The organism is Bradyrhizobium sp. AT1, assembly GCF_001590795.1.
Lineage (GTDB): Bacteria > Pseudomonadota > Alphaproteobacteria > Rhizobiales > Xanthobacteraceae > Bradyrhizobium.
The window spans coordinates 7,175,183-7,201,486 of the sequence record NZ_JXDL01000001.1 but is presented as its reverse complement, the minus strand read 5'-3'; the positions used below and the strand labels follow the sequence as shown (position 1 = coordinate 7,201,486).

Genomic DNA, 26,304 nt, shown 5'->3' with positions numbered 1-26,304 from the left:
CCACCGGCGGAATCGTCGGCGCCCTCACGCAAGCCGGCATCTCCAAGGAAGACGCCTCGCGCTATGCCGAGGGCGTTCGCCGCGGCGGCACGCTGGTCTCCGCGCGGGTGCCCGACCAGGACCGCGCGCGTCTCGATGCGCTTCTCAACGAGCGCGCCGTGAACCTGCAGGATCGCAGCGCGGCCTGGCAGAAGTCCGGCTGGAGCGACTTCGATGCCGCGAGCCCGCCGCTGTCTCCGGAAGACATCGGCCGCGAGCGTGAGCTCTACGGCGCGGGCACGCGGCGATAGGCCCCGTCAAACCCGACACGGAAGGCCCCGCAATGCGGGGCCTTTTTTTGCCGTGAGCGCGAACGAGCCACCTTGCCGCGCCGGGACAAACAGGAATTTCGCGGCAGATTTAGTCAAATCCGACGCATCGGATTCGGCGGAATGAAAGCTCTTCTCGCCATGTTCAAGCATGTCGCTTGCTCTCCTTGCGCGGACGTCATCGGGAGAGCCATGGAGAGATCGCCCATGTACTTCGTCGCCGCTGCATTGCTGGTGCTGTCGGGACTGTTCTACTCCGCGAGCCATCACGAGATCGGCTCGCTCGGCGTCACCATGTGCAGCTATGGCGGTGCGTTCTGCGACAATCCTCTGATCGTCTTTTCCGGCGCGGCGCTGGCCGCCGCCTGGGGCATGTTCGTCAGCGTCAAGTAGCGGCGGCTCGCAAGATATCCATCTCTGCGCTCGAGACCGCGCTCCGGTCCCACCGGAGCATTCGAGACGACTTGCGATGATGGCAATCTACAGGTGTTTTGCCCGCCAGTCAAGATGAATTAGTATTTTCAGAAACTGCCAGATCTTCCCGGCGGTAAGGAACTTATGTTCCCTGCCTGGCTTTTGCTTTGAACACCGCCCCGATCGAGGTCTCCCCTTCCATGAGCGACGACGCCCTCACCCCGACGAAATCCGCGCCGACGCTGCTGCAAAGGCTGGGACCGGGCCTGATCACCGGCGCTGCCGACGACGATCCCTCGGGCATCGCGACCTATTCGCAAGCCGGCGCGCAATTCGGCTATGGGCTCTTGTGGACGGTGTTTCTGACCACGCCGTTCATGATCGCCATCCAGCTCGTAAGCGCGCAGATCGGCCGCGTCACCGGCAAGGGACTCGCCGCCAATGTCATGAAGGTCGCGCCGCGCTGGGCGGTGCTGGGCCTCGTCGCCATGCTGGTGGCCGCCAACACCTTCAACATCGCCGCCGACATCGCCGCGATGGCCGAGGCGCTCTCGCTTGTCATCGGCGGGCTCAACCACGAGCACGCGCTGATCTTCGCGGCGGGCTCCACCATCCTGCAGGTATTTCTGCCCTATCGCCGCTATTCGCCGGTGCTGAAATTCCTCACGCTGGCGCTGTTCGCCTATGTCGCGACCGCCTTCACCGTCAAGATTCCCTGGAGCACGGCGCTGCTCGCCGCGGTGTGGCCGAAGGCCGATGTCAACGCCGATTATCTGATGATGGTGGTCGCCGTGCTCGGCACCACGATCAGCCCTTATCTGTTCTTCTGGCAGGCCTCGCAGGAGGTCGAGGAGATGAACCAGGGCAAGCGCGACAAGCCGCTCCGTGAGCTCAAGCGCGGCGGCACGCACGAGCTCGACCGCATCAAGACCGACACGCTCTCAGGAATGCTGCTCTCCAACGGCATCGCCTTTTTCATCATCCTGACCACCGCCTCCGTACTGCACGCCAACGGCGTCACCAGGATCAGTTCGGCGACCGAGGCGGCCGAAGCGCTGCGGCCGCTCGCCGGGAACTTCACCTTCGCGCTGTTTGCGACCGGCATCATCGGCACGGGCCTGCTCGCGATCCCCGTGCTGGCGGGCTCGGCCGCCTATGGCGTCGCGGAGATCTTCGGCTGGCATGCCACGTTGGAGGCCAAGCCCGACGAGGCGGTCGGCTTCTACACCATCATCGCTGCGGCAACCATCATCGGCTTCGGCCTCGGCTTCACCGGAATAGACTCCATCCACATGCTGGTCTGGAGTGCGGTGCTCAACGGCATCGTCGCCGTCCCCATCATGGCAATGATGATGCTGATCGTCTCGAGCCGCGCGATCATGGGCCGCTTCCGCGCCCGGTCATGGCTGATCGCGCTGGGCTGGCTCGGCACCGCGCTGATGGCGCTGGCCGTTCTCGCCTTGCTGGGCTCGTCGCTGATGGGCTGAGGCTAGGCCGGCGACAGCGCCGCCGAGATCTGCGAGGCGATGATGAAGGCCGCGAATACGGCCGGCACGCTGATGAAGCGCAAGAACTGATCTATCGAAAGCATTGCTGTCCCCCAAAGACACGAAGCGCCTTCGCCCGCCGCGCTATTGCACGGCGTGCGCGACGCGCCGCTCGGCCGTCAGAAGCTGATCGGAAATGGCGGCTCCGCTCATCGTGAGCAGCGCCAGAATCGAAATCACGGCGAGAAATTTCATGGCCGGAAGGTCGGGTCCGATTGTGGCCAAAAGCGTCAGAACCTGGCGCGATTTCGCGACGATCCCAGGAAAGATCATGGCTATCCCCACCGGATTCTACGGATCTTCCCCCCGCAGACGAGCAGGGACTTCTCAAGCTTGGCCGCGAGAGGCTGATGAGGCTAAGGCGTGACGGGATTGACGGTCGGCGACGTCTTCGGCCCCGGCCGCGCCGGCTCGATCGGCGACTTCGGTCTGGTCGGAAGCACGACCGCGCCAGCGGCCCGCGCCGCGTCGCCCGTGGTCGCATACATCGCGACATGAGCCGGTTGGGTCTTCGCGCGATTCCACGGGCCATGGTCGACGATCAGCATGGCCGCGATCGTCACGCCCGCCACGATGAGCGCGATCACGCCGGGATGGCGGAGGGCGTTAGAGATCGAATTGTTAAAGCGACCACTTGTCATCACAGGATCCGCTATTTCCCTATCAATGGATAATTCAAAAGCGCCCCTCCGGTTCCCGGTGCCAACAGCTTGGTTCCAACGTCCGTGATCGACATCGGGCGGCGCCCGCGTGCAGCATTCCATTGCCAGACAATGCGAAGCTTCAAATCAGGAGATCATGGGCCCCCGGCAAAACGCCGTGATGCGGATTGACGTGCTGCGCTGCGTGCTCCTCCGGGACAGGAGCGGCCATCTCGACGATCACCCCGTGGCCATCTTCCTGACCAAGGGCAGCGTGTGGTTTATGAATTTCTCTGGGCTCGGCGAAGGCGACGAGCGTGGGAGGAACGACCTCGCCATCGAAACGGAACATGTGTTGCTGATGGGCCGCGCCAAGCTCGAACGCAGCTTTCGCCGGCTGCGCGGTGTCCGACGGGTTTGCACCGGAATGCGCAGCCTGCTGCGGGTCGCCGCGGTTCATGTTGCCGGGAGGCGCGGCGCTCCCGCCTGCTTCCGCTGCTTTGTCGGAAGCCACGTCGACCGAATTGCTGTGCCCGGCCCCGCCGGACGCGACCGTCTTCGCGGCCCCTGGGGGATTGTCCGAAGCCTGGGAATGGTGCGCATGGTCACCGTTGCCGGGTTTGGATGTGGCTTCGGCCATCTCTGCGTCCAACGCCTTCGCAGACCCAGGCTCCGCGCCATGCTGTGCGTGGCCGTGCTCCGTGTGACCGGGAGGCAGGGCGTTCTCGCCCGCATGCGCTCCCTTCTCGGAAGCCGCGCGGTCCGACTTGCCATGCTCGGCGCCGCCGGACTCTGCCGCCTTCGTTTTTCCTGGCGGGCTTTCGGGCGCCTGATGGTCATCCGCGGCGCTCTTGCCGGGCTTTGACTCCGTCTCAACTTTTGCCGAACCTGGCTCTGGACGGTGCTCGGAGTTACCGTGGCCCGTGCTGTCGGCGGTGTTGAAGTCCGGTTGGACCATCTCGCTCTGCGTCGTCGACGAAGCCCCAGTATTCGGATTCGTCAGGGCATTCTTCCAGGAGAGGTTTTCCGCGGCCGGAGGCGCCGCACCATGATCGGGCGCGACCGATGATCCGTAAGCCGGCACACCGGACGCACCAGCACTCTCCTCTGTTGCATCCGCCGTATCGCTGCTGGAGGCATCGGACTTAGCCGCCGTCCCGGAGCCAGTTCGAACATGCGCGAATCGAAAACCCAAACCGGCATCGGCGGAAGCGCTCCAAACGAACGCCTCGAGCGAATCCTCACTCGCATCGCTGCTGTTCGCCCCCGGAACCGTCTCATCGGTTGCGGCGGTCAAGACCAGCGCTTGTTCGAGTTGCTCCAGCGTAACCGCGACAGCGGCGCCTTCCGATGCCTGAACGAAATCCGCCTCCGCAACGGATACAATTCCCTGCATATGGATTTCGAGCAGGCCGCGATCCCCCACATCGAGGATGCGGTCGGTTGGATTCACATAGACGATCGTCTGATTGCTTGCGGGATCATAGATCCAGGCGAGGGTATGCGGCGGGATGGATTTGGCTGCCGCCGTCAGATGCAGCCAGGCAAGTGCCCCGAAAGCCGCAAGATTGAGCCGGCCCGGCCCGGATGCGACATCCAGAACGGAATCGGAAGATGATGGCGTGGAATCTGTCGGAGAGCGATCAACAATTTCTGCGCCGCTGCCCCCCAGCAGCTGGTCGCGGCCATGTCCATCCGGGCTGGAAACGTGACCAGAGCCCAGTACGCCAAAAGGGGTTTGGAAGTTGTGACCCGCGGCGTCCGGGGCCGCCTGAGCCTGAACGCCTTCTTGCGGGCCGCTATTCGCGGGGATCACAAAGGCGGAATGCAAAGCGACATCGTGCGGAAGAAGATCCGCCGCTGCCTTGCCGGCGTAATTGGCATCGACAGGCGTGACCGCCGCCAGTTGGGTGGTCGCATTGTCTCCGATGCCGGCCAGGAAGCTGTCGATCGAAGCCTGATCCGGTTCGTGCGCCTGCGCGGCGTGCTGAGCATCGCTCAGTTCGTAGATCAATGCCCCCGCGAGAGCGGCGAAAGCGCCATAGCCTGCGTGAATCGACATCTGATCGGAAACAGGCCGCGGAAGGTAATGCTCCCCGGGTGAGTTACTTCCGGTCCGAAGGTCATTGCTTCCTCGCGGCAGGAGTGCTGCCAGGCTTGGCGTGCCCGATCCGATTGCACCACCCTCTTTCCACGGCTTCGCGCCCAGGAATTGCTCCGCTGCGCGTAGCGCTTCCATTGCCGCGGCCGGGTTCGCGTCTTGGCTTGCCTTGGCAAGCAAGTCCCTCTCGGCGAACGGAGAGGTCTCGCCCGACTTCGAGACGATGAGATGCTGCAGGATCGCTTTTTTCCAGACCTCAAATCCGGAGTGCTCGTCCATCCGATCGCGGCTATCATCATCCGCAAGGATGTGGTCGGCTTCCGAGGCCTTGAGCTCATCCGCAATTGCGAAGGCCAGAATGCCCAGCGCGAGCGCACCGAAGCCGGAGGTGCGTTGCAGCCATGAGATGGTCGCGAGCACCGTTCTATTGGTGATCTCGAGCTTCTGAAAGATGTTGTGCAGGTGAACTTTGATTGTCCCCTGGGACACATCGAGACGGCGCGCGATTTCCTTGTTCGACATTCCATTGGAGACCAACCGGGCAATCTGGCGTTCCCGAGGCGTCAACAGCTCCAGCATCTTTTCGATAAGGGCGCCGCCATCAGCTTCCTTGCCGGCCGGCGAGAGATCGGATGGCTCCAGCGACACGCCGCTCTTCGCCATCAGACGCAGTGATTGCAGCATGGCTCCAGGAGCAACATATTTCGAAATTGCGCTGCAGGCGCCGGCAGCGATCGCCGCGGTCAGATCGTCGTTGCCATCGGACTCGGTGAAGAACACAAGGCGTGTGGAAAGCTTCTCGGCTTTTACGAACGCAAGGATGTCGGATGCCGTCAGGTCCGGCAGGTTGTCGGCGATAAGCGCGACGTCGGGCGCTAAATTCCTGAGAGCTTCGAGGCAGCTCGTCCCATCGCTGGCGGACGCGACGACGTCGAAGTCCTGCTGCGTCCCCAATATCGACTTCAGTCCCTGCAGCACGATCGGTTGCCGATCGACAATCACAAGCCGAACGGGTTTGACAATCCCCGGCCTGGCGGACGCGTCCAACATAGGTCTCCCTCGCACCGGCTCTATATCCTTCGGCATATGGCCGCGGCCGGGCGGGATAATAAAATAAGTCTAGTGGATTTGGTTCCTCGGTGAAAATCAGTTGGACGGCTATGATGACAAACGTCTCTTTTGACCCGATGGCTGTGGCGGTCGACTGGCTTGATGCCTATCGCGCCGGCGATATCGAAACGATCCTGGAGCTCCATGCCGACGATGCCGTGGTGCACTGCGGCTGCTCCGGCGTTCAAACCATCACCGGCCGTGAGGCCCTTCGGGCCTATTGGATCGAGCACCTCCGAAAATATCCCGCGACCACGTTGGACGATCTCAATCCTTCAGACCGCGGAACCGTGATCTCCTACCTCACCGGCACGGGCGTCATGAGCGCGGTTTTGGCGTTTGACGCCGCCGGTCGGATCAAGCTCATGGACTGCAGCCCCTCGCGCTAGCCTCTGGCGCAATCCGAACCACCGCTCAACGGTACGGTCCCAACTAACTCTCAAACACAATGCGCAGGGCGATCACGATGATCGCCGAGATGAGAAACGAAATCGCGAGCAGCGTCCAGCTCGGTCTTGTGCTTGCGCGGGCGACCCGCGCGACGAGCATTCTCATGCCCGTCAACATCCGTCGCTGGGAAGCCGGTGCAGATAGGCGATCCCGAAGCTTGCGAGTTCTTCGGCATCGCTCTCGCGCTCTTCCCTCCTCCTGAGCAAATGGCGTTCCAGCAGGCATCGCCGGCTGTCGAACGGATCGACGTCGGGATGCCGCGCCCGGTATACCCTCCAGGCGGTGTCGGCGGCGTTCTTCAAGACGGGGTCGTCCACGATGATGCTCTCCACACACCTGTATCCGGCCTGCCAACCTACAGCATCTTCCATGTTTCCAGTTTTTCCCGAATATCTTTAGTCGAACCGCTGAGGTCGCCTGCGCGAGATCTGATCACACGTCAGATTTTCTGCTGTCACCACGACGAATGACGGTCCGCGATTTTGCAACCATTGCTTATTTATCCCGTTACATGGGCACGGAAGCTAAGCCATGTGAAAAGGTTTCTCGATGAAGAAAATCGCAATGTCGGCCCTGATGGCCGGCGCTCTTGGTCTAAGCTCGATCGCTGCGACGTCTCCCGCTGAGGCCCACTGGCGGGGCTGGGGACCGGGCATTGCCGGCGGTCTTGTCGCAGGCGCCGTGATCGGCGGGATCGCCTCCTCGACATATGGCTGGGGGCCTGGCTACGGCTACTGTCCTGGCTACGGCGGTGGCTATTATCGGGCCGGTTATTATGGCGGTCCATACGCTTACTATGACGATGCGCCGTATGGCTGGGGTGGCGGATACACCACGGCCACCTATTACACGCAGCCTGTATCTTACGGCTACCGCTACCGCCGCGTGGTGCGCCCTGCTTACGCCTATTACAGCGGATCCTATCCGGTCATGCGCCACCGTTGGCACCACCACAATCACTGGTGAGCTGACTTGACCTGAGCCGCGAAGGCCGCGCTCCGGATGAGTGCGGCCTTTGTCGGTGGCGCCGGCGTTTCGCTAGGGTCGCGGCGATTGCGCTGGCGCAGCAGGTTGCTGCGAAGGTGCGGCGGACGGTTTGGGCTGCTCCGCGGGCACAGCTTGATCTCCCCCGCCATGCGGCACACAGGTGCCGACATTGCTCAGCAATCTCTTCGCTTCGAGATCGCGAGCCTTCTTGTAGTCCCTACGCCGGTCTATTCGTGTCGCGGCCAAACGATCCCAGGCATCGAACGCGTCGGAGTAATGCTGCCGCATCTGCTCCTCGGCGGAAAGGCAATCGCTGAACTTGTCGAACACGAGATCGGTATTGACGGGCGCGACGCCACCCACGAGGACCACAAGCATCCATTTCATGGTTTAAGCCTACGTTCTGGGATCAGCGTTCATGATCAATAACCGGTCTCTCCGGATAGGAAAAAGGCCCCAGCCCACCGGATATTGGGGGCATCGGAGCTGGGGCCATCGGGGGTCACCCTTGGGGAAGGGCATCGGGAAAACTTGGCAAATGCGGGAAGGTTCCTGCCCGGATGTAGAAAGCGCGAGCCGCCATCCGCCGCCGAGCGATCCAAAACCACCGCCGGGACAGCAGCGGCGAAGCGACAGGCTGGACGCCTTCGCCAGATCAAGCTCATCGTCTTCGTCAGCGCTTCACTCGCCCGGAGCGATCGCGTTGCTCGGCGTCGGTCGGTCGGTGATCTGCTGGCCGAACAAGCTGCCGATCAGTTCGACCGCGGTGCGCGCCGTCCGGCCGCGTTCGTCCAGGAAGGGATTGAGCTCGACGATGTCGACCGATCCGACCATGCCGGAATCGTGCAACAGCTCCATGATCAGGTGTGCCTCGCGATAGGTCGCCCCACCCGGCACCGTGGTGCCGACGCCCGGGGCCACGCAGGGATCGAGGAAATCGACGTCGAAGCTGACATGCAGCACGCCGTTGCTCGCCTTGACCCGTTCGATGACCCGCCGGATCAACACGGCGACGCCGAACTCGTCGATCTGGCGCATGTCGACGACCCTGATCCGGCGTGCGCGCATCAGCTCCTTTTCCAGCTTGTCGATCGAACGCGCGCCGAACAGGTCGAGCCTATCCGGCTGGATCGACGCGCGCGGATCGTCGCCGAGCAGGCCGTCGAGGCCGGGCTCGCCACACAGGAACGCGGCCGACATGCCGTGCATGTTCGCGGTGATCGTCGTCTCCGGCGTGTTGTAGTCAGCGTGGGCGTCGAGCCAGAGCACGAACAGCTCCCGGCCACGCTCCTGCCAATGACGCGCCATCGCATTGACCGATCCCATCGACAGCGTGTGATCGCCGCCGAGGAAGATCGGCAGAGCGCCGGTTTTCGCGATCTCATGGCCTCGTTGGCTCAGCACGCGCGTCCAGCGCTGGATCTCGCGGTAGTGATTGGCCTTTTCCGGCGGCTTGTCGGTGAGGTCTGAGAGCTCGGTCACGGAAAGATCGCCGTAGTCGACAACCTCGAAATCCAGGCTTTCGAGCAGTGTCGCAAGGCCCGCGGTCCGCAGTGCCGCAGGACCCATCAAGGTGCCGCGCTGCGATGCGCCCATGTCGATGGGAGCCCCGAGCAAGGCGATGCGCCGGCGTCGATCCGTCAGGGCTTGATCGGTCACGGCTGGCTCCTCGCTTCATAAGGCATCGCAAGCCTAACAGAGATTCGCACCCGTCGTTTCCCGGATACTTTCGCTGTCGGAGGATCACCTCGGAACAAAAGCACGTGCGCTGAATTGCTCATTCAAGGCCGGCACCCGCCGTCAACCACGGCGCCTCTCGCGGATAGCCAAAGGTCGTCAGACCCGCTGTTCTAAACGAGCGCTCGCGCGGATAGCCAAAGGTGTCGGCCTCCATCACAAGGTTTGGAGTCGCGCGCTTGAGCACCGAGATACCGCAGTCCCCTTCCCAACCCGGCGTGGCCGAGCGTGCCATCGATGCGGCAGCCGATGTCTCCCGTACGATCGGTGAAGTCGCAGGCGGCCTGCACGCAGCGGTCGGCCGTGTGACCTCTACGATTGAGGAATCGCGCAAGCCCGGCGGAACTCTCGCAACAGTCTCGGCGATCACGCGCGAAGCGCCGCTCGCCGCCCTGTTCGTCGCTTTCCTCTTCGGCGTCGCGGTCGCGCGGCGGCGATAGGCAACGCGGCCGTCCTGCTCAGGCAGCGTCGACTGCGACGAGGTCGGCCGCCAGGAATCGCTTCTCGAATTCCGCGGCAGGCATCGGACGGCCGAAGAAATATCCCTGCCCTTCCTCGCATCCCATGCTGACCAGGAAGTCGGCGGTGGCGCGATCCTCGATGCCCTCGGCCACGACCGTGAGGCCGAGCTGCTTGCTGAGACCGATGGTCGAGCCGACGATCGCCGCGTCGTCGGAATTCGAGAGCAGGCCGGACACGAAGGAGCGGTCGACCTTGAGCCCATCCAGCGGAAACTTCTTCAGATAGCTCAGGCTCGCATAGCCCGTGCCGAAATCGTCGAACAGGACGCGGACGCCCAGCTGCTGGATCCGCTTGAACATGTCGAGCACGCGGGCTTCGTCATGGAGCAGGATGTCCTCGGTGACCTCGATCTCGAGCAACGCCGGCGCAAGCCCCGTCGATGTGAGCAGCGCCGCAACCGAATGGGCGAGATCGCCGGAGTGAAGCTGCGAGGGCGAGAGGTTGATCGCGACGCGCACGCCGTTGCCCGACAGCTCCCAGTGACGGGCCTGACGACAGGCGGTCTCCATCACCCAGTTCGCGATCCGCTCGGACAGGGCCGAAGAGTTGACCACCGGCATGAACTCTCCCGGCGACACGTAGCCGCGCACGGGATGCCGCCATCGGATGAGCGCCTCGGCCCCGACCAGGCTGCCGTCGATCAGGCGAACCTGGGGCTGGTAGAACAGTTCGAACTCACCGCGATCGGCGGCAAGCGCCAGTTCGCTCTCCAGCGTCAGCCGGTTCTCCAGCTCCTGCCTGATCGCAGCCTCGAACAGCACATGGCCGCCCCGCCGCGTCGCCTTGGCACGGCTCAGCGCGAGATGGCCATTGCCAAGGAGATCGTCGGCGTTGTGTCCGCCCTCGGGATAGACGGCAACTCCGATGCTGATCCTGACGCGGTGCTGCCGCGTGCCCGTCGCGAGCGGCGCTTCGAACGCAGACGCGATCCGCTCGGCCAAGGCCGCGATCGGCTCACCGGCCTCTGCACAGTCGAGCGCGATGGCGAATTCGTCGCCGCTGAGCCGGGCAACGACCGCCTTGCCACCGGCTTCGATCCGGAGTCGCTCGGCGACGGCCCGCAGCACGAGGTCCCCGGCCGAATGTCCAAGCATGTCGTTGATTTGCTGGAAGCCGTCGAGCCCGATCACGAGCAGCGCGACCTCGCGAGGTTGTCGCTCCGCATCCGCGATCATGCCGACCAGTCCGGCATGCAGCGTGTTGCGATTGGCAAGACCGGTCAGCGCGTCGTGCTCGGCAAGATATTTGACGCGTTCGGCCTCGCGTTTGCGCACCGAGATGTCGCGCAGGATCGCGCCATACTGAAAGCCATCCGTGCCCTGCCAACCCGAGAAGCTCGCCTCGACGGGGAAGGTTTCGCCATTCTTGCGCCGGCCCTCGAATTCCACGACGACCGCCCCGCCCGGAACCAGGAGCGCCTGGCGCGCGGCGTCGTGCATGGACGGTCTTGCGTTGCCGTCCGCCGGCGCGGCGCACAGCGTTTCGAAGGGGCGGCCGATCATCTCGGCCGGCATGTAGCCGAAGATCGCACTCGCGCCGGGATTCCAGACCGTGATCCGGTGATCCTCGTCGGTGCAAACGAGGCCGTCGCCAAGCGACATCGCGATGCGGTGGAAGCGGCTCTCGGCGATGCGTCCGAGGAGGCTACGGAAATCGATCTCGTCCAGCGCGATCGCGGTCAGATAGGCGATGATCGCGATGTGGAATAGCGAGGTGTCGATGACCAGGGGCCATCTTGCCTGCACCAGGGCTGCGACCAGTTCGATGGCGGCCCCGGAGGCGATGAGGACAGCGACGCGAATTCCCGGCGCGACGCGGCGCCAGGAATACATCATCAACAGGCAGATCACGCCCAGGCCCAGGATCATGCCGATATCGGACGTCCAGCGCAGCATCCGGCCCTGAAGGATCGATTCGGCGGCAAGCGCCTGGAGGACTGGCCCCGAGACGATCCTGCCGTTGGGAACGCTGAAGCGGTCGCCGAGCTCGAGCGCGGTGGCGCCGACGATGACCTTCTTGTCTCGAAGCTTGCCGACAGCGGCGGCATCGCCGTGCAGCACATCGACATAGGAGACGACGGGAATGGAGGCGGCCCGAATGCTGAAATCGATCAGGAAGGGCGGCCGCCGATTGGCGTCTTTCCCGGCCAGCACCACCGCCATCGACGGTATCAAGGCATCGCCGAGCTTCTCGCCGAATGGATAGCGGCGCACGAGTCCGTCGGATTCGACAGCGACGTTGACGACCGCCGGCCACGACTGGTTGCTGAACGGCTTCAAGGGGCGATTGATGTGGGCCGCGCCGCCATTTGGCGTCGGCTGCTTGAAGGACGGCAGGACCGTCGAGCCGCCGACCTCGCGAAGCGCCTTGAGAAAGGACTCGTCGGACGCCGCATCGGACGGCGTGCTGAAGTCGACGTCGAAGGCAATGTCCGCGGCTCCCGCCGCCGCAAGCCCGTGCAGCAGTTCCGCGTGCAGCCGTCGCGGCCAGGGCCACACCCCGATTTTCTCGATCGACGGTGCGTCGATAGCCACCACGACGACGCTGCCGCTGGCGTCACGCGATTGCCAGGCAAACCGCAGATCGGTGAGCGCATTGCGAAGCGCACCATGCCATCCCGTGGACAGCACGATCGCAAGCGCGATCACAACGAGAATATGCGGCCGATAACGTTTCACTCCGATCCTCCCGTGCGCCCGCTTCTGCAGGCGCGCCCTTCATTCCCCCAGCGAAACCGCCTCAGCGTCTGCCGTAGGCGTGACCATGGCCGTTGCTGCCATTACCGCCGCCGTTCCCATTGCCATTGCCGTTGTTGCCCCTGCCGTTGCCGGTGGCGCCATTGTTGCCGTTACCGTTGTTGCCGCTATTGCCGGCATTGCCGTTGTTGCCATTATTGCCGTTGCCACCGCCATTTCCGTTGCTGGCGCCGGGGCTGTCGCTGGATGCGCCGGCTGTCGCCGCAGCGATCACACCTGCGCTCGACGCGCCGCTGCCGGCCGGTGCGGCACCGCTGGTCGTCACCGCAGTCTGGACGGAGCTGTTGGACGCGGGCGTGCCGGTCGTGCTGTCGCTCCAGACCGTCGCGGTAGAAGCGTTGGCGTTCGCGTTGCGCACCTGGCCGGGAGCCACCGCGCCATGAGCGAGACCGCGCGTGACCTTATGGACGTTCAGCTTGACCTCGCCCAGCGAGCTCGAGATGCGCACGACACCGGCTTTGGGACCATGATGCCCTGCCGCCTGATGCGTCGGCTTCGGAGCGCCCGCCGCCTTGGTCCCCTTGTCGATCGGGCCAAGCGCGTGGATCGCGTGGCCGTTCGCGGCATTGCGCGGCGCCGTCAGGCCGGACTTCGGCACCGGGATGCGCTCGATCGTCGGAGCGCGCGGCTTGCCCTGCTCGATCGCGTTGAACGTCCCCGCGCCGCTCAGGCTGAGACCGGGCTTGCCGTGCTCGGAGACGGTGGCCGCCTGCCCCGGCATGACCTGGGCAATCTGCCCCGTCCTGAAGTCGGAGACCTCGACCTGGCCGCGGACAACGCCGACCTTGGTGCTGCCAGCCGCCACCGTGACGCTGAACTGCGTTCCCTTGACCACGGCGGCGAGATAGGGCGTCTCGACCTCGAAATGCTTGACGTTACGCTTCTCGACCTCGAGCAGGATCGAGCCCGCCTGTTGCATGATGGTGGTCGAGAGCCCGTCCTTCTTCTCCGCCGGCAAGCCGACCACGGAGTTGGGAGAGATCAGGATCGTTTCCTCACCGCGGACGAGCAGAACGCGACCGTTGCGCCCGGTGCGAATGGTGTCTCCCGGTTTCAGCGCGCCGTCCTGGCTCAGCGACACCTGCTGCGCGCCGCTCGTCGCAAGCCAGACCTCGCCCGAGGACTTGCTGACCGACCAGGCTCCGTCATCCGCGGCAGATGCGCCGGTGGCCATTCCCAGGATCAGCGCTGCCAGCAAAGCGCGCCGCATTCCAATTTTGCCCAACATGACAACCCTCAGTCCGCGTGACAGCCAAGCCTGAGGGGTATCCGAAATCACTCAAGATAGAATTAGCGGGAAGCGGCCAGCGGAGGGACCGGATTAACCAATCATTGACCATAAAAAACTATGAAAAATCATGCGCCTAACGAAGCCTTACCGCCGCATGGCAATTTCTCCGTGGAATCACGGGGAAAGAGTCCCCGCGCGCGGTAGGAAGCGGCACCTCATTACCGCGTTGGTATTGTTGGCACCGATTTTTGCTGAAGTTTCCCAGGCGTTCGCACAGCAGGCGAACCAGCCGGGCTTCGATCCGCGCCAGCCCGAGAAATACTTTGAAAACCAAACCGAGCGGGAAACGCTGAACCGCCCTCCGGTCCGGCTGCCCACGGTCGGCCAGCCCAACACGGGCGGCGATACAAGGCCGCAATTCGTGCTGCGCGGCGTCAGCGTCAGCGGCGCTCACGCCGTCGCTCCCGATCGCATTGCCGCGGTCTATCAACCGTATCTCGGCAAGAAGGTCTCGCAGGCGGATCTCGCCGGGATCGCAGGCGCGATCAGCGATCTCTACCGCGCCGACGGTTTCCATCTGAGCCGGGCGATCGTGCCGCCGCAGGACGTTGCCGACGGTCAGGTCCGGATCCAGGTGATCGAAGGCGCCATCGTGCAGGTCGAGCTGAAGGGCGACGGCGCCGAGCAGTTCGGCGTCAGGCCGATGCTCGGGCCGGTTCTGGCCGAGCAGCCGTCGCGCCTGCCGACGCTCGAACGCCAGCTCTTCCTCATCAATGGCAGGCCGGGGGTCCGGATCGCCGACACCGCGCTCGAAGAGATCGGCGGCGCCTCCGGCCGCTTCCGTCTCACCGTCTATTTGAAGACCTGGCACGTCTTCTCCTCGCTCGGACTGGACAATCTCGGATCGTCGTCGGTCGGCCCATGGCAGACCTATGCCACCGGCGCGTTCAACTCCTATCTCGCGCCGGGCGATACGCTGGCGGTCAACCTGTCGACGATAGCCAACGATCCGCGCCAGCTCGGCTTCACGCGCCTGTCTTACGACGCGCCGGTCGGGGTCGATGGTTTGCGCCTTGGCGGCTCGGTGCTGTACAGCGCGGTCCGGCCGGGCGATGCCCGCCGCCTCGACAACGACATCACGACGACCGAGGCCTTCGAGCTGCGCGCGAGCATCGTTCCGCTGCAATCGCAATCCTCCACGCTCACGCTGACTGCGGCGACGACCTTCAGCAACGTGTCGGAGCACGATCGTTACGGCCCCTGGTACAACGACCACATCAGGACCGCGAGCCTGACCGCCGACTACAGGCTGCAGGATCAATTCGGCGGCACCAATTTCGCAACGCTGACATACCGCCAGGGCCTCGACATCTTCGGCGCCTCGCATGTCGACGACGATCTGTTGTCACGCGATGGCGCCTCGTCGAACTTCTCGGTGCTGAACCTCTGGTTCACGCGCTACCAGACACTCAACGATGCCTGGTCGCTCAAGCTCGCCGCGGCGAGCCAGACGGCGTCGCGGCCGCTGTTCACCTCGCAGCAATTCTATCTCGGCGGCGCGGCCTTCGGCCGGGGCTATGGCGCAGCCGAGATCAGCGGCGACAACGGCCTTGCCGGCTCGCTCGAACTGCGCTTCGACCAGAAGCTCAGTTTCCGCTACTGGACCGGCTATCAGCTCTACGCCTTTGGCGACGCCGGCGCCGTCTGGAACGACGGTTACCGGCTGAGCGAGGGCCTGTCGCTCACGTCGGCCGGCGCGGGTGTGCGCTTCTTCCTGCCGGACGATCTCCAGGCGGATCTCGGCGTCGCCGTGCCCTTGAGCTATCGGGCGCCGGACAACGAGCGCCGCAGTCCGCGCTTCCTGTTCACGCTGTCGAGCGCATTCCGGCTCTGCCCCGAACGCGGCAAGGGCGGCTGTCTCTAGACGAGCCGCCCCGCCGTTCGCGCAATGGCCCCGGCCTGCAGCCGTCTTGCCGCCTGTTCAAAGGCTTGCCTAAATTTAATCCCGTAACCTGCTCACGATCGCTCGATCCGGGAGTTCCCAATGACCATGTTCAGCCGAATGTGATTTGGGACGAAACCATGAAGAGGGTGTTTGCAATTCTGGCGTTTCTGTGCGCTCTCGGCGTCGGGGAGTATTTCCTCGTCAGCCGGTTCGCGATCCGCCATGAGGCTGTGGCGCTGTTCGACGCCTCGCGCCAGCGGCCGATCGCCGTCGAGATGGCCGTCCGGCGTGACTACGAGACCAAGGCCAATCTCGGCCTCTGGAAGCTCCCCGTCGCCATCATCAGCAACGGCAACACCGTCAAGGCCACCGAATATTCCTTCCTCGCCAACGTGCTCGCCGCGCGCGGCTATCTGGTTGTCAGCATCCAGCAGGATCTGCCGAGCGATCCGCCGTTGATGACCCATGTCGGTCAGCAATATGTCGGCCGGCGTGACGTCTATATCCGCTGTGAGGCCAACATTCTTTTCGTGCTGAGCGAACTGAAGAAGCGGCAGGAGAACGTCGATTACGACCACATCACCCTTGTCGGCCATTCCAACGGCGGCGATGTCTCGATGTATGTCGCCCACCAGCATCCGGAATTGGTGTCGAAGGTGATTACTCTCGACAATCTCAGGGTGCCCTTCGTGCTCAGCGACGGCCTGAAGATCCTGTCGTTCAGGTCGAAGGACCCGCATTTCGTGACCGATCCCGGCGTGCTGCCGACGCCGGAAGAGGCAAAAGCACGTGGTATCGACATCGTCCACACCGGCGCGCAGCACACGGAGATGAGTGATCGCGGCCCCAACTCGGTCAAGGAGAAGATCCAGGAAACGCTCGACCGCTTCCTGCGTGACAGCGCCAGCAGCGCGCTCGCGCCGGCTGACACCAAAAGCCCGATGATCATGAATCCGGGCGACTATTAGCCGGCAATGCTTTGCGACAGATCAAGGCGGCTCCGGCGCGGCGGGATAGAAGAGCCCTATGGCCTCGGAGACGCACGTGTCGCATTATACTGAAAGTCTTGATACGAAAGGTCTGTCCGCTGCGAGGATGCCGGCTCCCGTACGGCATCTCTATCGTTCGATCCGCAAGCTGCTGCGGTCGATCATCGCCCGCATTGATCTCTCGCAATTTCCGGGATCGTGCTGCGGATAAGCGTGGCGCCGCCAACGAATGCATGAAGGTTACCCTATGCACCAGCATTTGAGACGAATCTGCCTGCTGCTTGCCGTAACCTCGAGCCTCGGCACATCGTCCGCACTCGCCGCCGATGCCGATCACGGTGCCGACCTCGCCAAGCGCTGGTGCGCAAGCTGCCATGTCGTCGCGAACGGCCAGACCCAGGCCAGTGCCGACGTTCCCTCCTTTGCCTCCGTTGCGCGCAGGCCGGACTTCAGCCCGGAGAGGCTCGCCTTCTTCCTGCTCGATCCGCATCCGAAGATGCCGAATTTCCCCCTGAGCCGGACCGAAGCCGGCGACATCGCGGCCTACATCGCATCGCTGCGTTAGAGCATGATCCGGCCCCGAAGGGCCCCCTCGGCACAATGCGGAGGCGCGTCACGCACCACATCTGCCACAAATGCAAATCCCTGCCGGAGGACCGACAGGGATCAGCAGAAGGGATGCCAGACGGCGAATGAGGTCATTCGGTGGCCCGGCATGGATCCGCTTCAACATCGAAGTGCGGATCGCCAAGCCATGCAAGTTCAATTTATGGGCACGCTGTGCACAGCCCTGAGAATCAGGACTTGCCCTTGCCCGGCTGCATGAGACTGCCGGTCATCTGGCGCATGTGATCTCCGGCGCTGGTGAACTGGCTGCGCAGGAAGTCGGACTGGATTCGCATCGCTTCCTGGAGGTCGGTGGCATGAACCAGCTTGCGCGCATGCTCGAAGGCCGACTTCATGTTCTGCTCGGTGAAAACCAGCGCCTGCTTCGACACCTCCGTCCCTGCCCCTGGAACGGACGATATCGATTTGGTGGCGGCTTCGAAAAACATGCCGAATGCTTTTTCCGCCTGGTCAATTGTCTTCTCGGCCAGGTCGCGCAGTTCGGCCGGAACTTCGAGCTTCGGTTCGATCATGGTCGCACTCCCTCTGTTTTCCCGTCTGAATACCACACTTGCCGGATCGCCTTCCAGCGCCAGCCTCGGGGAAACGTCCGCGGAGGGTCCGGCTCCGGCGGCAGAACGAAGCGGGAGAGCGAAAGAGACGGCGCGCAGCCCGGCTCAGGACAAGGGGTGCTCGGGAAGAGCTTCTTCGGTGGCGAGGTCTTCCACCAGCTTGATGACCTCGAAACGCTGTCGAGGCGCGAGCTTCAGGAACGCACGGAGCAGGCGCAGACTTTCGACCGTGCCGCTTGCGGGCACACCGAGCTTGAGGTGCAGTTCACCGGCGAAATTGAGGTTTTTCATCTCGCACCTATGACAAGCATCGGCCTTCGTGACCCACTCAGAAATCGAACACCACGACAAGACGCCACAACGGGACCGTATCGCGACGAGCTCCGGACCGGGTGGCGGGCCCGCCCCGTTGGCACGCTGAACGACATGCCCAAACAACGGGCTCAACCAGAGGGTTGCAACTATGTCAAAGAACAACCCGCCCGGCAAGTCCAACGATGGCTGCAGCGATGCTTCGTCTGCATCGTACCATGGCAATTCCGGATAACAGGAATATCGACCGCAGTCACCCACCTGCGTCAAGAAGCGGCATCAATCACGCACACGGCCCCGGCCGCTGTCAATCGGCGCAACGTTTCGGGATGTTTCCGATATGAACGGACGTTGGCTGCGAATGAGCGCCCCACCAGCGCATACACGCAATTGTTGCGCCCGCGCCCGGCGGTTGTATCAGCGGCGGAATGACGCTCGATCCCACAGCCGATCTCCAGCGTCCTGATCGCGGCACGACTGCCGCCTTGGGATTCACTGGTCCGGAAATGTCTTTTGCTCATGAACTTTTGTCCATGAGCGAACGACCAAGCCGTTGCGACACGGCCACGCAGACGACGGCGCCATGGCTGACAATTCTTCGATTCGGGCGCGCGTCAGCACCAAAGGACGACGGCATGCTTTCTCGCTGCGATCTCATCAAGGGCGCCGCGGCCGCGCTTTTCACCCTCTCGATACAAGGCGCATGGGCGCAGGAGACCAAGATGAACCTGTTCAAGATCATCACCGTCAAGGACGAGATCGTCGTCGGGTTATCGACTGAGGAGCTCCAGGCGCTCGGCGGCAACGATGCGAGCGCGGTCGCGCACGCACTGGCGCAGAAGGGCGATCTCACGGTCTGGCAATACAACGTGCATCGCGGCCCGAGCGGTGAATTGCAGCAGGCGCCGACGGCGAAGATCGGGCTCCTGGCCAACGCCTCGCTCCGGGTCGAGCCCTACACGACGCCGTACCAGATCGTACCGCACCCCTAGGCAAAAGAATGGCACGCCGGAAGCCGAGGCCGCCGGCGTGCCGTCTTCATCTGCGCCGCTCTGCCCGTTGCGCCCCCGTTTCCGTCGCAAAGCCGTAGACCAGCGCCAGCCGGTCCAGGCATTCGCGAAAGCGCCGCGCAAAATAATCGTTCCAGCGCTGTGTCCGAACGGCGCGACGCTCCCCGATCTGATCCATGGTCAAGCCCAATATCAGCACGTCATATGCCAGCGCGGCGCCGTCGGTGCCGAGTTCGCGCTCGACCCGGTTCAGCCGCAACACCGCTTGGCGCTGGCTGTCGGTGACGGGCTCGCGCGTGCGCGTCCCATCGACATATTCCCGGGTTGGGTCTATCGCCTGAGGACCCCGCTCCGCTCTCTCCCAATCGTTCTGAAAGGCGCGCCCGCCGCGGTATTGCGCCTCGTCGATCTGGTGGTGCGCGTGCAGCCGGCCCAGCGGGTCGCCGCGGATCGACCGGATGGCCAGGATCTTCTCTCCGACATCGAGCGCCAGCGGATTGTCGACCTCGACCTCCGCCACCTCGCCATTGAACGGCACCTCGCGGGACCGCCGGTCGTAAATTCGCGCCAATTTGTAGGATCTGTTGCGTCGGACACGTGCCACTCAAATACTCCTTGCAAGATTAACGATGGAACGGGGCCGACGAACTCAGGCGGCCGAGACCAGCTTCAGCACGACCGGACCGGGGACGCGGACGGACGCAGCACCGGAGCGGCGGGTCAGGCGCGCATGTGGCGCGCAATAGCTGGAGCCCTGCTGGCAGGGATGCCCACAGAAGGCGATCCCCTCCCCGTCCTTGTCGCCCCCATAGGGATAGCGGCAGTCGGCCGGCTCGAGCTCGACCAATTGGATCAGGCGCGGCTGAACGCCGACGCAGCGCAACTTCACTGCCACCGCAGGCTTCATTGCGGACTTCGGCGGCACATTCAGGTTCGGTAACACCGCGCGGCGCGGCGAAACCGGAGCCTCACCCTGCAGATACGGCGCGAGCGACGGGCTCGCGATCCATTCCGGTATGACGAGCCGGAGCCGCTTGGCGCGGCCGATCACCGCACTGCGCGTGTAAGCCGTTCCAAACCTTGCGTTAATCTGTCGTCCGATCTCCGCATAAGACATGCCCATGCGAAAATAGTCGCGAAGCGCGTCGGAATGCTCCGACGGCCAATGGCCCGGTTCCATGTTGCTGCCCTGTGATGCGCCTCCCCCGATCGCATGACCGGGAGGCGACACGCACATTCCGGTATTCCGAAGCGCAAGTCAAGCAATAATTCTGATATTCATAATTGCAACAATTCCGAATTTCGGATTACAAGAGCGGGACGGTGCGCAAGCGAGGGAATCACCATGTTGGACGTTGCAATGATCGAACGGGGCCTGGAGAAGACGGGCAAGAGCAAAGGCGGCCTGGCGGCGGCCATGGGCGTGCGGCCCGGCGCGGTCTCGGAGATCCTCGGCGGTGAACGCCTGGTGAAGGCCTCGGAAATCATTCCGATCATGGAATATCTCGAGCTCAATCTTGCGCCAATCATGGGTCGCGTCGGCGCCGGGGCCGTCATCGAGCCCGATTTCGAGCAGGTTCCGCCGGAGGGGCTCGGCGACATCGCGCTGCCTTTCCCGATCATGGAAGAAACCGTCGCCTTCGAGATCGTCGGCGATTCGATGCTGCCCAAATACGAGAGCGGCGACGTCATCGTGGTCTACAAGGACCAGCGCCATCCGCTGTCGAGCTTCTACGGCGAAGAGGCCGTGGTCCGGCTCAAGACCGGCGAGCGCTATCTGAAGACCATCGAGCGGGGCAAGAGCCCATCCGTCGTCAATCTCACCAGCTTCAATGCCAAGCCGATCGTCGGCGTCAAGCTGGACTGGGTCGGGGAGATCTGCCTGTCGATGCCCAAAGGGCAGCTCGAGCGGCTGCGCGCGAAATCGGCGCGCCCCCGCAAGAAAGGGAAGTAAGGGCTCCGCCCCGTTGATTTCGATTTTTTAGAAATACGGCTTGACTCGATTCCGTTTTTCGGAAATACTCTGCCGCGTGCCCGCAAAGGGACGCGGCAGGGTCGTTTTCATGCAATATTTGGTCGTGATGATCGACTATGGACGGCGGGGCCGCGAGGCAATCGTCGACCCTGAGATCACGCGGCGAGAGGTCATCTCCCGCATCGCCTCAGGTGAATACCGGAACGTTTCGTTCATCCACGAAGTTGACGGGAATTCGGTGGAAGACGTCACCGAGGCCATCCTGACCGAGGCGGCTCTTCCCCAGATCTCGCCTGAAGAGGTCGACCTCCAGGCGGTCCGTCTCGATCACACGCATGATCTGCGCAAGCACGAACGGACGTGACGCGGGCCAGACCGCCCGCGCCGCCGTCCGGCCGGACATCACACCAGAAGGACGGTCGATCCCGTGGTCTTGCGCGCGGCGAGATCGGCATGCGCCTTGGCGGCGTCCTTCAACGGATAGGTCTGGTGCACCTCGATCTTGACCGCACCGGATTTGACGACGTCGAACAGCTCGTTCGCCATCGCCACCAGGTTTTCCCGCTTGGCAGCGTAGGTGAACAGCGTCGGGCGGGTGACGTAGAGCGAGCCCTTCTGGGCCAGCAGGCCGAGATTGAGCGGCTCGACCGCGCCGGAGGATTGACCGAACAGCGCGGCGACGCCGAGCGGCGCGAGGCAATCCAGCGACTTTAGGAACGTGTCCTTGCCGACGGAGTCGTAAACCACCGGCACCTTCTTGCCGCCGGTGATCTCATCGACCCGCTTCACGAAGTCCTCGCGCGTGTAGATGATGACGTGGTCGCAGCCATGCGCCTTGGCGAGCTTGGCTTTTTCGTCGTTGCTGACGGTGCCGATCACGGTCGCGCCGAGATGCTTGGCCCACTGCCCCAGGATCAGACCGACGCCGCCGGCCGCGGCATGCAGCAGGATGGTGTCGCCGGCCTTCACCCGATAGGTCTGCCGGATCAGATATTGTGTGGTGAGCCCCTTGAGCATCATCGCCGCCGCGGTCTTGTCGTCGACGCCGTCGGGCAACTTCAGCAGGCGGTCGGCGGGAATCAGCCGCGCCTCGGAATAGGCACCGAGCGGCGAGGCGCCATAAGCGACACGATCACCCGGCTTCAGATCGGTGACACCGGGCCCGACTTCCTCGACCACGCCAGCCGCCTCGCTGCCGAGCCCGCTCGGCAGTTGCGCCGGGTACAGGCCCGAGCGGTTGTAGATGTCGACGAAGTTGAGGCCGACGGCGGTGTGGCGGATGCGCGCCTCGCCAGGACCCGGCTTGCCGACGCTGACCTCCTCCCAGACCAGGACTTCCGGACCGCCGGTCTTGTGAAAACGAATGGCATGCGTCATGGGTATTTGCTCCCTTATCGTTGGTTGAGGATCCGAAGAGTCGGATTGGCCGCAGAAATAGGCATTCAGTCCGCCAGTTACAGTGCGGACACGTAACAAGAATGTCACAGCGCGCGACAAACCTCCGCCGTTCCATCTCCGTTCGACAGAGTTAATGACGCGCCTGACGCGACCGGCAGTAGTTTCGGCACGGGGTTTGGTGGTCGCCTGCGAAGGAGAACCGAGATGCCAGCTTATGTACAGCATCATCAGGATGTCGAAATCGCGCCCGTGAATTGCCCCACCTGCATGGGGTTTCTGCCGATGTATGTGCGAGAGGTCGAGCCGCATTGGAGCCTTGCCAAGATCGACTTCGTCTATGAATGCGCCGATTGCGGCGCCGAAGTCAGACAAACCATCCGCAAGCCGGAGCTGCTGCGGCACTGATTGCGCGAGCGGCGAACCGCTCAACTATTTGCGTTCAGCGGAAAAACGCCGTTCACGCGGGTCTGATGCCTCCCAAACGAGGCTTGTTCTTTGCCGGGAACGCAGGCAGAACAAGCCTCAAGCAAGACCTTTGGGAGCGCCTTTTCGTGGCTGATCAGAAGGCCTCGACCTCGATCGAGGCAGTGCAGAGCGGCCTCGCCGCGCAGGGCTACATCGCGAGCCGGCAGATCGCGACCGCCGTCTATTTGTCGCAGCAGATCGAGAAGCCGATCCTGGTCGAGGGCCCTGCGGGCGTCGGCAAGACCGAGCTTGCCAAGGCGATCGCGGCCTGGCGCGGCATGAAGATGATCCGCCTGCAATGCTATGAGGGCCTCGACGAGGCCAAGGCGCTGTACGAGTGGAAATATGCCAAGCAGCTCCTCTATACGCAGATCCTCAAGGACAAGCTCGGCGAAGTCCTTGGCGGTGCGCAGACGCTGCATGCCGCACTTAACCAGTTGCACGATTTCGGCGACGTGTTCTTCTCCAAGGAATTCGTCGAGCCGCGTCCCCTGCTCCAGGCGCTGGAGCAGCCCGGCGGCTGCGTGCTGCTGATCGACGAGATCGACAAGTCGGACGCCGAGTTCGAGTCGCTGCTGCTGGAGATCCTGTCCGACTTCCAGGTCACGATCCCCGAGCTCGGCACCGTCTCTGCGATCACGCCGCCGACGGTGATCCTCACCTCCAACAGCGAACGCGACCTCGGCGACGCCCTGAAGCGGCGTTGCCTGCATCTGCATATCGGCTTCCCCGAGCAGCGGCTCGAAGAGCGCATCGTCGAAAGCCGCGTGCCCGGTATCTCGCAGACGCTGCGCCGGCAGATGGTCGGATTCATCCACGAGATCCGCTCGCTCGATCTGAAGAAGCTGCCCTCGGTCAGCGAGACCATCGACTGGGCGCGCGTCCTGGTGCTGCTCCAGGCTTCCGAGCTCGACACTGACATCGTCAAGGACACGCTCAACGTGCTCCTGAAATACGAAGCCGATATCGAGGCCGCATCGCCGCAGCTGACGACCTTCATTGCCAAGGCGGCACGGTCCAACGTCTTCGGTTGACGCCGATGCGCGAGAATCTCCATCGTTTCTTTCGGGCGGCGCGCGGTGTGGGCGTCCACGTCTCGCCTGCGGAGAGCATCGATGCGATGCGCGCGGTCAAGCAGGTCGGCTTTTCCGACCGGGCCATCCTGCGCGATTCACTGCTGCTGACGCTCGCCAAATCCCAGGACGAAAAGCTCGCACTCGGCGACTGTTTTGACCTGTTCTTCAGCCAGCCCGAGCCGCCGCAAGACCAGCCCGAGGCGAGCAGCGAGAACGCTTCGCAGGATGCGGATCCGCCGCCCTCGTCTGCGGCGGCCGCCGAAACGGGTGAAGGCCAACCTCCGCAGGAGTTGGGTCCGCTTGCGCAGATGCTGCTGTCGCAGGACCGCAATGCAATCGCAGCCGCCATTGCCAGTGCCTCCGGGGCCGCCTCACTGTCGGATATCCGCTACTCCACCCAGCGCGGCATCTTCTCCAGCCGCATCCTCGACGCCATGGGCCTCCAGCGCCTGCGCGACGATCTCGACCAGCTGACCGCGACCAATCCTGCCCTTGCGGAGCGACTGCGCGCCGCGCTCGACGCCTTGCGCGAGGCGGTGCGCGACACCGTCTCGCAAGGCCTCGCGCTCTACGCCCGCGAGGAGGCCGAAAATCTTCGCAACGAGATCTTGCGCAACGCCCCGCTCGCCCGCATCGAGCGTCGCCAGGTCGCCGAGATGCGCGCGCTGATCCGCCAGATCGCGCGCCGCCTGCGCGAGCGCTACTCCAAGCCGCGCAAGCGTCAGCGCCGCGGCCATCTCGACGTCCGCCGCACGCTCCGCCGCAATGCGGCCTGGGGCGGCGTGCCGTTCCTGACCGCATGGAAGCGCAAGCATCGTGACCGGCCGAAGATCGTAGCACTCTGCGACGTTTCGGGCTCGGTCGCCCAGGTCTCCGATTTTTTCCTGCTGCTGATCCACTCATTGCACGAGGTGGTCGACGACGTCCGCTCCTTTGCCTTCTCCTCGCACCTGATCGAGGTCAGCGAGATCCTGAAGAAGAACTCGCCGGAAGAGGCGATGGCCGAGATCATGTCCAAGGTCGGCTTCGGCTCGTCCGACTACGGCTCCTCGCTGGTCGATTTCGAGAAGGAGTTCATGAGTACGCTGACGCCGCAGACCACGGTGATCGTGCTCGGAGACGCCCGCAGCAACAATCTCGATCCCCGCGCCGACATCCTGCGCCGCATCTCCGAGCGCTCGAAGCGCCTGGTCTGGCTCAATCCCGAAGGACGCCTCGCCTGGGGCTTTGGCGATTCCGAGATGCCCCGCTACGCGACCTTTTGCACGGTCGTGCGTCAATGCGCCACCGCGCAACAGCTCGAGCGCGCCGTATCCGACATCGTGGCGACTTATCAGTAGGTCTCGCTCGCGGCCATCCTCAGTCGAGCGAAACGTCAGTTTCGCGCAAGCTCCGCCTGACCGACGTTACACTCCCGGAAGTGATAGGCGATTTCGTCGAGCGCGCGCTGCTCCCATTCCTCGGCTTGCGCAAGCCAGAACAGCCGGCGATTAAAATCGAGCGCCGCGCGCTCCCGGCACAGGGATTCCTGACTGCGAATTTCAACCAGCCTGTTCATGCACTCCACTCCTGCCATGTGAAGTCATTCCCCGCGAATCAACGTAGCAGAGTCACGAACATTTCGTCTCATGGTTTCTGTGCCTATCGCGTCGCAGAATGGGACAGCGATACTTCCCGTGCACTGCAGTAGCTTGCAGCGCAACATCAACTGCCGATCATCAATTAGTGATCGCTGCGCGGGACGATCTTCGCGATTGAACGATCTATGTCTCGCGTCGCAACGAAGTGCCGCAATTTGTGAAGAGATGTTCTAAACAGCTCACCGAATTCCCGACTCATTGTCGTCGCACGGTCTTCATGCGGCGTCGCTAACAGAGGCGCCAACGGTACGATCACTTGAGGCAACATGAGCAACGATTTCGACTTCGAACTTGCGCCGGACCAATGGGAAGCTCTGCGCACACTTCGCAACCCGCCGTCGAACGGTCGCCTCTCGAAGTCCTATCTCATCGAAGGCCTCGTCGAACTCGGCCTCGTCGTCGTCAATGACGGCGTACCCGCGATGACGCCGGCCGGGCGCAAGGTGCTCGTGCGCGGATCGTGCCGGCTGCTGGATCTCGTGGCGTGAAGTTCGCGCCGATCATCGGCGCCC

General features: G+C 63.5%; 29 protein-coding genes and 1 pseudogene. 16 read left to right on the top strand and 14 right to left on the bottom strand.

All coding sequences use genetic code 11. The annotated features are described in order from the left end of the window. Positions 1-290, top strand: a pseudogene (locus SE92_RS33185) (hypothetical protein); the annotation flags it as partial. A 6-nt stretch (positions 291-296) separates the two neighbouring features. Here the strand turns inward: SE92_RS33185 and SE92_RS37015 are convergent. Continuing rightward, positions 297-461, bottom strand: coding sequence for a hypothetical protein (locus tag SE92_RS37015; RefSeq protein ID WP_210183127.1), 165 nt, complete (start codon positions 459-461; stop codon positions 297-299). A gap of 54 nt (positions 462-515) precedes the next feature. On the opposite strand from SE92_RS37015, the gene SE92_RS33180 reads away from it, so the two are divergent. Further along, positions 516-701, top strand: a complete 186-nt coding sequence (locus SE92_RS33180; protein ID WP_063202869.1) for a hypothetical protein — start codon at positions 516-518, stop codon at positions 699-701. Positions 702-922: 221 nt separating this feature from the next. After that, complete coding sequence (locus SE92_RS33175) at positions 923-2,209, top strand: NRAMP family divalent metal transporter (RefSeq protein WP_063202867.1); 1,287 nt, start codon at positions 923-925, stop codon at positions 2,207-2,209. 416 nt (positions 2,210-2,625) lie between these two features. On the opposite strand, the gene SE92_RS33165 is transcribed toward SE92_RS33175, so the two are convergent. Next, a complete protein-coding gene (locus SE92_RS33165) occupies positions 2,626-2,910 on the bottom strand; it encodes a hypothetical protein (RefSeq protein WP_063202863.1) in 285 nt (94 codons plus the stop codon). Positions 2,911-3,052: 142 nt separating this feature from the next. Next, on the bottom strand, positions 3,053-6,061 hold the full coding sequence (locus SE92_RS34720) for a LuxR C-terminal-related transcriptional regulator (protein WP_063921237.1): 3,009 nt from the start codon (positions 6,059-6,061) through the stop codon (positions 3,053-3,055). A 113-nt stretch (positions 6,062-6,174) separates the two neighbouring features. Here SE92_RS34720 and SE92_RS33155 point away from each other — a divergent pair, with 113 nt between their 5' ends. Then, positions 6,175-6,510, top strand: a complete 336-nt coding sequence (locus SE92_RS33155; protein WP_063203891.1) for a nuclear transport factor 2 family protein — start codon at positions 6,175-6,177, stop codon at positions 6,508-6,510. A 171-nt stretch (positions 6,511-6,681) separates the two neighbouring features. Here the strand turns inward: SE92_RS33155 and SE92_RS33150 are convergent, their stop codons facing one another. Then, positions 6,682-6,903: a hypothetical protein gene (locus SE92_RS33150; protein WP_245324771.1), complete on the bottom strand. Its 222-nt coding sequence runs from the start codon at positions 6,901-6,903 to the stop codon at positions 6,682-6,684. A 217-nt stretch (positions 6,904-7,120) separates the two neighbouring features. On the opposite strand from SE92_RS33150, the gene SE92_RS33145 reads away from it, so the two are divergent. Next, positions 7,121-7,537 carry a hypothetical protein gene (locus SE92_RS33145; protein ID WP_063202861.1) on the top strand — a complete coding sequence of 139 codons (417 nt, stop codon included), beginning with the start codon at positions 7,121-7,123 and terminating at the stop codon, positions 7,535-7,537. A 72-nt stretch (positions 7,538-7,609) separates the two neighbouring features. On the opposite strand, the gene SE92_RS33140 is transcribed toward SE92_RS33145, so the two are convergent. Next, the gene (locus tag SE92_RS33140) at positions 7,610-7,945 is read right to left on the bottom strand and encodes a hypothetical protein (RefSeq protein ID WP_063202859.1); all 336 of its coding nucleotides are present in this window, start codon (positions 7,943-7,945) and stop codon (positions 7,610-7,612) included. A 294-nt stretch (positions 7,946-8,239) separates the two neighbouring features. Next, on the bottom strand, positions 8,240-9,217 hold the full coding sequence (gene rocF, locus SE92_RS33135) for an arginase (protein ID WP_063202857.1): 978 nt from the start codon (positions 9,215-9,217) through the stop codon (positions 8,240-8,242). Positions 9,218-9,474: 257 nt separating this feature from the next. On the opposite strand from rocF, the gene SE92_RS33130 reads away from it, so the two are divergent. After that, a complete protein-coding gene (locus SE92_RS33130; protein ID WP_063202854.1) occupies positions 9,475-9,735 on the top strand; it encodes a hypothetical protein in 261 nt (86 codons plus the stop codon). Positions 9,736-9,753: 18 nt separating this feature from the next. Here SE92_RS33130 and SE92_RS33125 read toward each other — a convergent pair whose 3' ends face one another. Beyond that, complete coding sequence (locus SE92_RS33125) at positions 9,754-12,495, bottom strand: EAL domain-containing protein (RefSeq protein WP_063202852.1); 2,742 nt, start codon at positions 12,493-12,495, stop codon at positions 9,754-9,756. A 61-nt stretch (positions 12,496-12,556) separates the two neighbouring features. Continuing rightward, positions 12,557-13,801: a FecR family protein gene (locus tag SE92_RS33120; protein ID WP_063202850.1), complete on the bottom strand. Its 1,245-nt coding sequence runs from the start codon at positions 13,799-13,801 to the stop codon at positions 12,557-12,559. Between the two features lie 130 nt (positions 13,802-13,931). Here SE92_RS33120 and SE92_RS33115 point away from each other — a divergent pair, with 130 nt between their 5' ends. The 3 genes from SE92_RS33115 to SE92_RS33105 all read left to right on the top strand — a co-directional run bounded on the left by SE92_RS33115 (position 13,932) and on the right by SE92_RS33105 (position 17,303). Further along, positions 13,932-15,728 carry a ShlB/FhaC/HecB family hemolysin secretion/activation protein gene (locus tag SE92_RS33115; RefSeq protein WP_063202848.1) on the top strand — a complete coding sequence of 599 codons (1,797 nt, stop codon included), beginning with the start codon at positions 13,932-13,934 and terminating at the stop codon, positions 15,726-15,728. Positions 15,729-15,886: 158 nt separating this feature from the next. Beyond that, positions 15,887-16,717 (top strand): alpha/beta fold hydrolase, encoded by an 831-nt coding sequence (locus SE92_RS33110; RefSeq protein WP_063202846.1) that lies wholly within the window; start codon positions 15,887-15,889, stop codon positions 16,715-16,717. A 268-nt stretch (positions 16,718-16,985) separates the two neighbouring features. Beyond that, positions 16,986-17,303, top strand: a complete 318-nt coding sequence (locus SE92_RS33105) for a c-type cytochrome (protein WP_063202844.1) — start codon at positions 16,986-16,988, stop codon at positions 17,301-17,303. Positions 17,304-17,535: 232 nt separating this feature from the next. On the opposite strand, the gene SE92_RS33100 is transcribed toward SE92_RS33105, so the two are convergent. Beyond that, complete coding sequence (locus tag SE92_RS33100; protein WP_063202842.1) at positions 17,536-17,877, bottom strand: phasin; 342 nt, start codon at positions 17,875-17,877, stop codon at positions 17,536-17,538. Positions 17,878-18,021: 144 nt separating this feature from the next. Then, complete coding sequence (locus SE92_RS33095) at positions 18,022-18,207, bottom strand: hypothetical protein (RefSeq protein WP_063202839.1); 186 nt, start codon at positions 18,205-18,207, stop codon at positions 18,022-18,024. A gap of 656 nt (positions 18,208-18,863) precedes the next feature. On the opposite strand from SE92_RS33095, the gene SE92_RS33090 reads away from it, so the two are divergent. Beyond that, positions 18,864-19,220 (top strand): hypothetical protein, encoded by a 357-nt coding sequence (locus SE92_RS33090; RefSeq protein WP_063202837.1) that lies wholly within the window; start codon positions 18,864-18,866, stop codon positions 19,218-19,220. Between the two features lie 46 nt (positions 19,221-19,266). On the opposite strand, the gene SE92_RS33085 is transcribed toward SE92_RS33090, so the two are convergent. Together SE92_RS33085 and SE92_RS33080 are read right to left on the bottom strand one after the other, a co-directional pair. After that, complete coding sequence (locus SE92_RS33085; RefSeq protein WP_063202836.1) at positions 19,267-19,842, bottom strand: hypothetical protein; 576 nt, start codon at positions 19,840-19,842, stop codon at positions 19,267-19,269. Positions 19,843-19,887: 45 nt separating this feature from the next. Further along, positions 19,888-20,418, bottom strand: coding sequence for a GcrA family cell cycle regulator (locus SE92_RS33080; protein ID WP_063202834.1), 531 nt, complete (start codon positions 20,416-20,418; stop codon positions 19,888-19,890). A gap of 165 nt (positions 20,419-20,583) precedes the next feature. On the opposite strand from SE92_RS33080, the gene SE92_RS33075 reads away from it, so the two are divergent. Beyond that, positions 20,584-21,192 (top strand): S24 family peptidase, encoded by a 609-nt coding sequence (locus tag SE92_RS33075; RefSeq protein ID WP_063202832.1) that lies wholly within the window; start codon positions 20,584-20,586, stop codon positions 21,190-21,192. Positions 21,193-21,301: 109 nt separating this feature from the next. Next, a complete protein-coding gene (locus SE92_RS33070) occupies positions 21,302-21,577 on the top strand; it encodes a hypothetical protein (protein WP_063202830.1) in 276 nt (91 codons plus the stop codon). A gap of 38 nt (positions 21,578-21,615) precedes the next feature. Here the strand turns inward: SE92_RS33070 and SE92_RS33065 are convergent, their stop codons facing one another. Further along, positions 21,616-22,590, bottom strand: coding sequence for a quinone oxidoreductase family protein (locus tag SE92_RS33065; protein ID WP_063202828.1), 975 nt, complete (start codon positions 22,588-22,590; stop codon positions 21,616-21,618). Between the two features lie 225 nt (positions 22,591-22,815). Here SE92_RS33065 and SE92_RS33060 point away from each other — a divergent pair, with 225 nt between their 5' ends. The 3 genes from SE92_RS33060 to SE92_RS33050 all read left to right on the top strand — a co-directional run bounded on the left by SE92_RS33060 (position 22,816) and on the right by SE92_RS33050 (position 25,492). Beyond that, complete coding sequence (locus SE92_RS33060) at positions 22,816-23,016, top strand: hypothetical protein (protein WP_027545881.1); 201 nt, start codon at positions 22,816-22,818, stop codon at positions 23,014-23,016. Positions 23,017-23,162: 146 nt separating this feature from the next. Then, a complete protein-coding gene (locus tag SE92_RS33055; RefSeq protein ID WP_063202826.1) occupies positions 23,163-24,110 on the top strand; it encodes an AAA family ATPase in 948 nt (315 codons plus the stop codon). A gap of 5 nt (positions 24,111-24,115) precedes the next feature. Then, positions 24,116-25,492, top strand: a complete 1,377-nt coding sequence (locus SE92_RS33050; RefSeq protein ID WP_063203889.1) for a vWA domain-containing protein — start codon at positions 24,116-24,118, stop codon at positions 25,490-25,492. Between the two features lie 35 nt (positions 25,493-25,527). Here SE92_RS33050 and SE92_RS33045 read toward each other — a convergent pair whose 3' ends face one another. Continuing rightward, a complete protein-coding gene (locus tag SE92_RS33045) occupies positions 25,528-25,710 on the bottom strand; it encodes a hypothetical protein (protein WP_063203888.1) in 183 nt (60 codons plus the stop codon). Between the two features lie 348 nt (positions 25,711-26,058). On the opposite strand from SE92_RS33045, the gene SE92_RS33040 reads away from it, so the two are divergent. Beyond that, complete coding sequence (locus SE92_RS33040) at positions 26,059-26,280, top strand: hypothetical protein (protein ID WP_063202824.1); 222 nt, start codon at positions 26,059-26,061, stop codon at positions 26,278-26,280. Positions 26,281-26,304 lie beyond the last annotated feature (24 nt).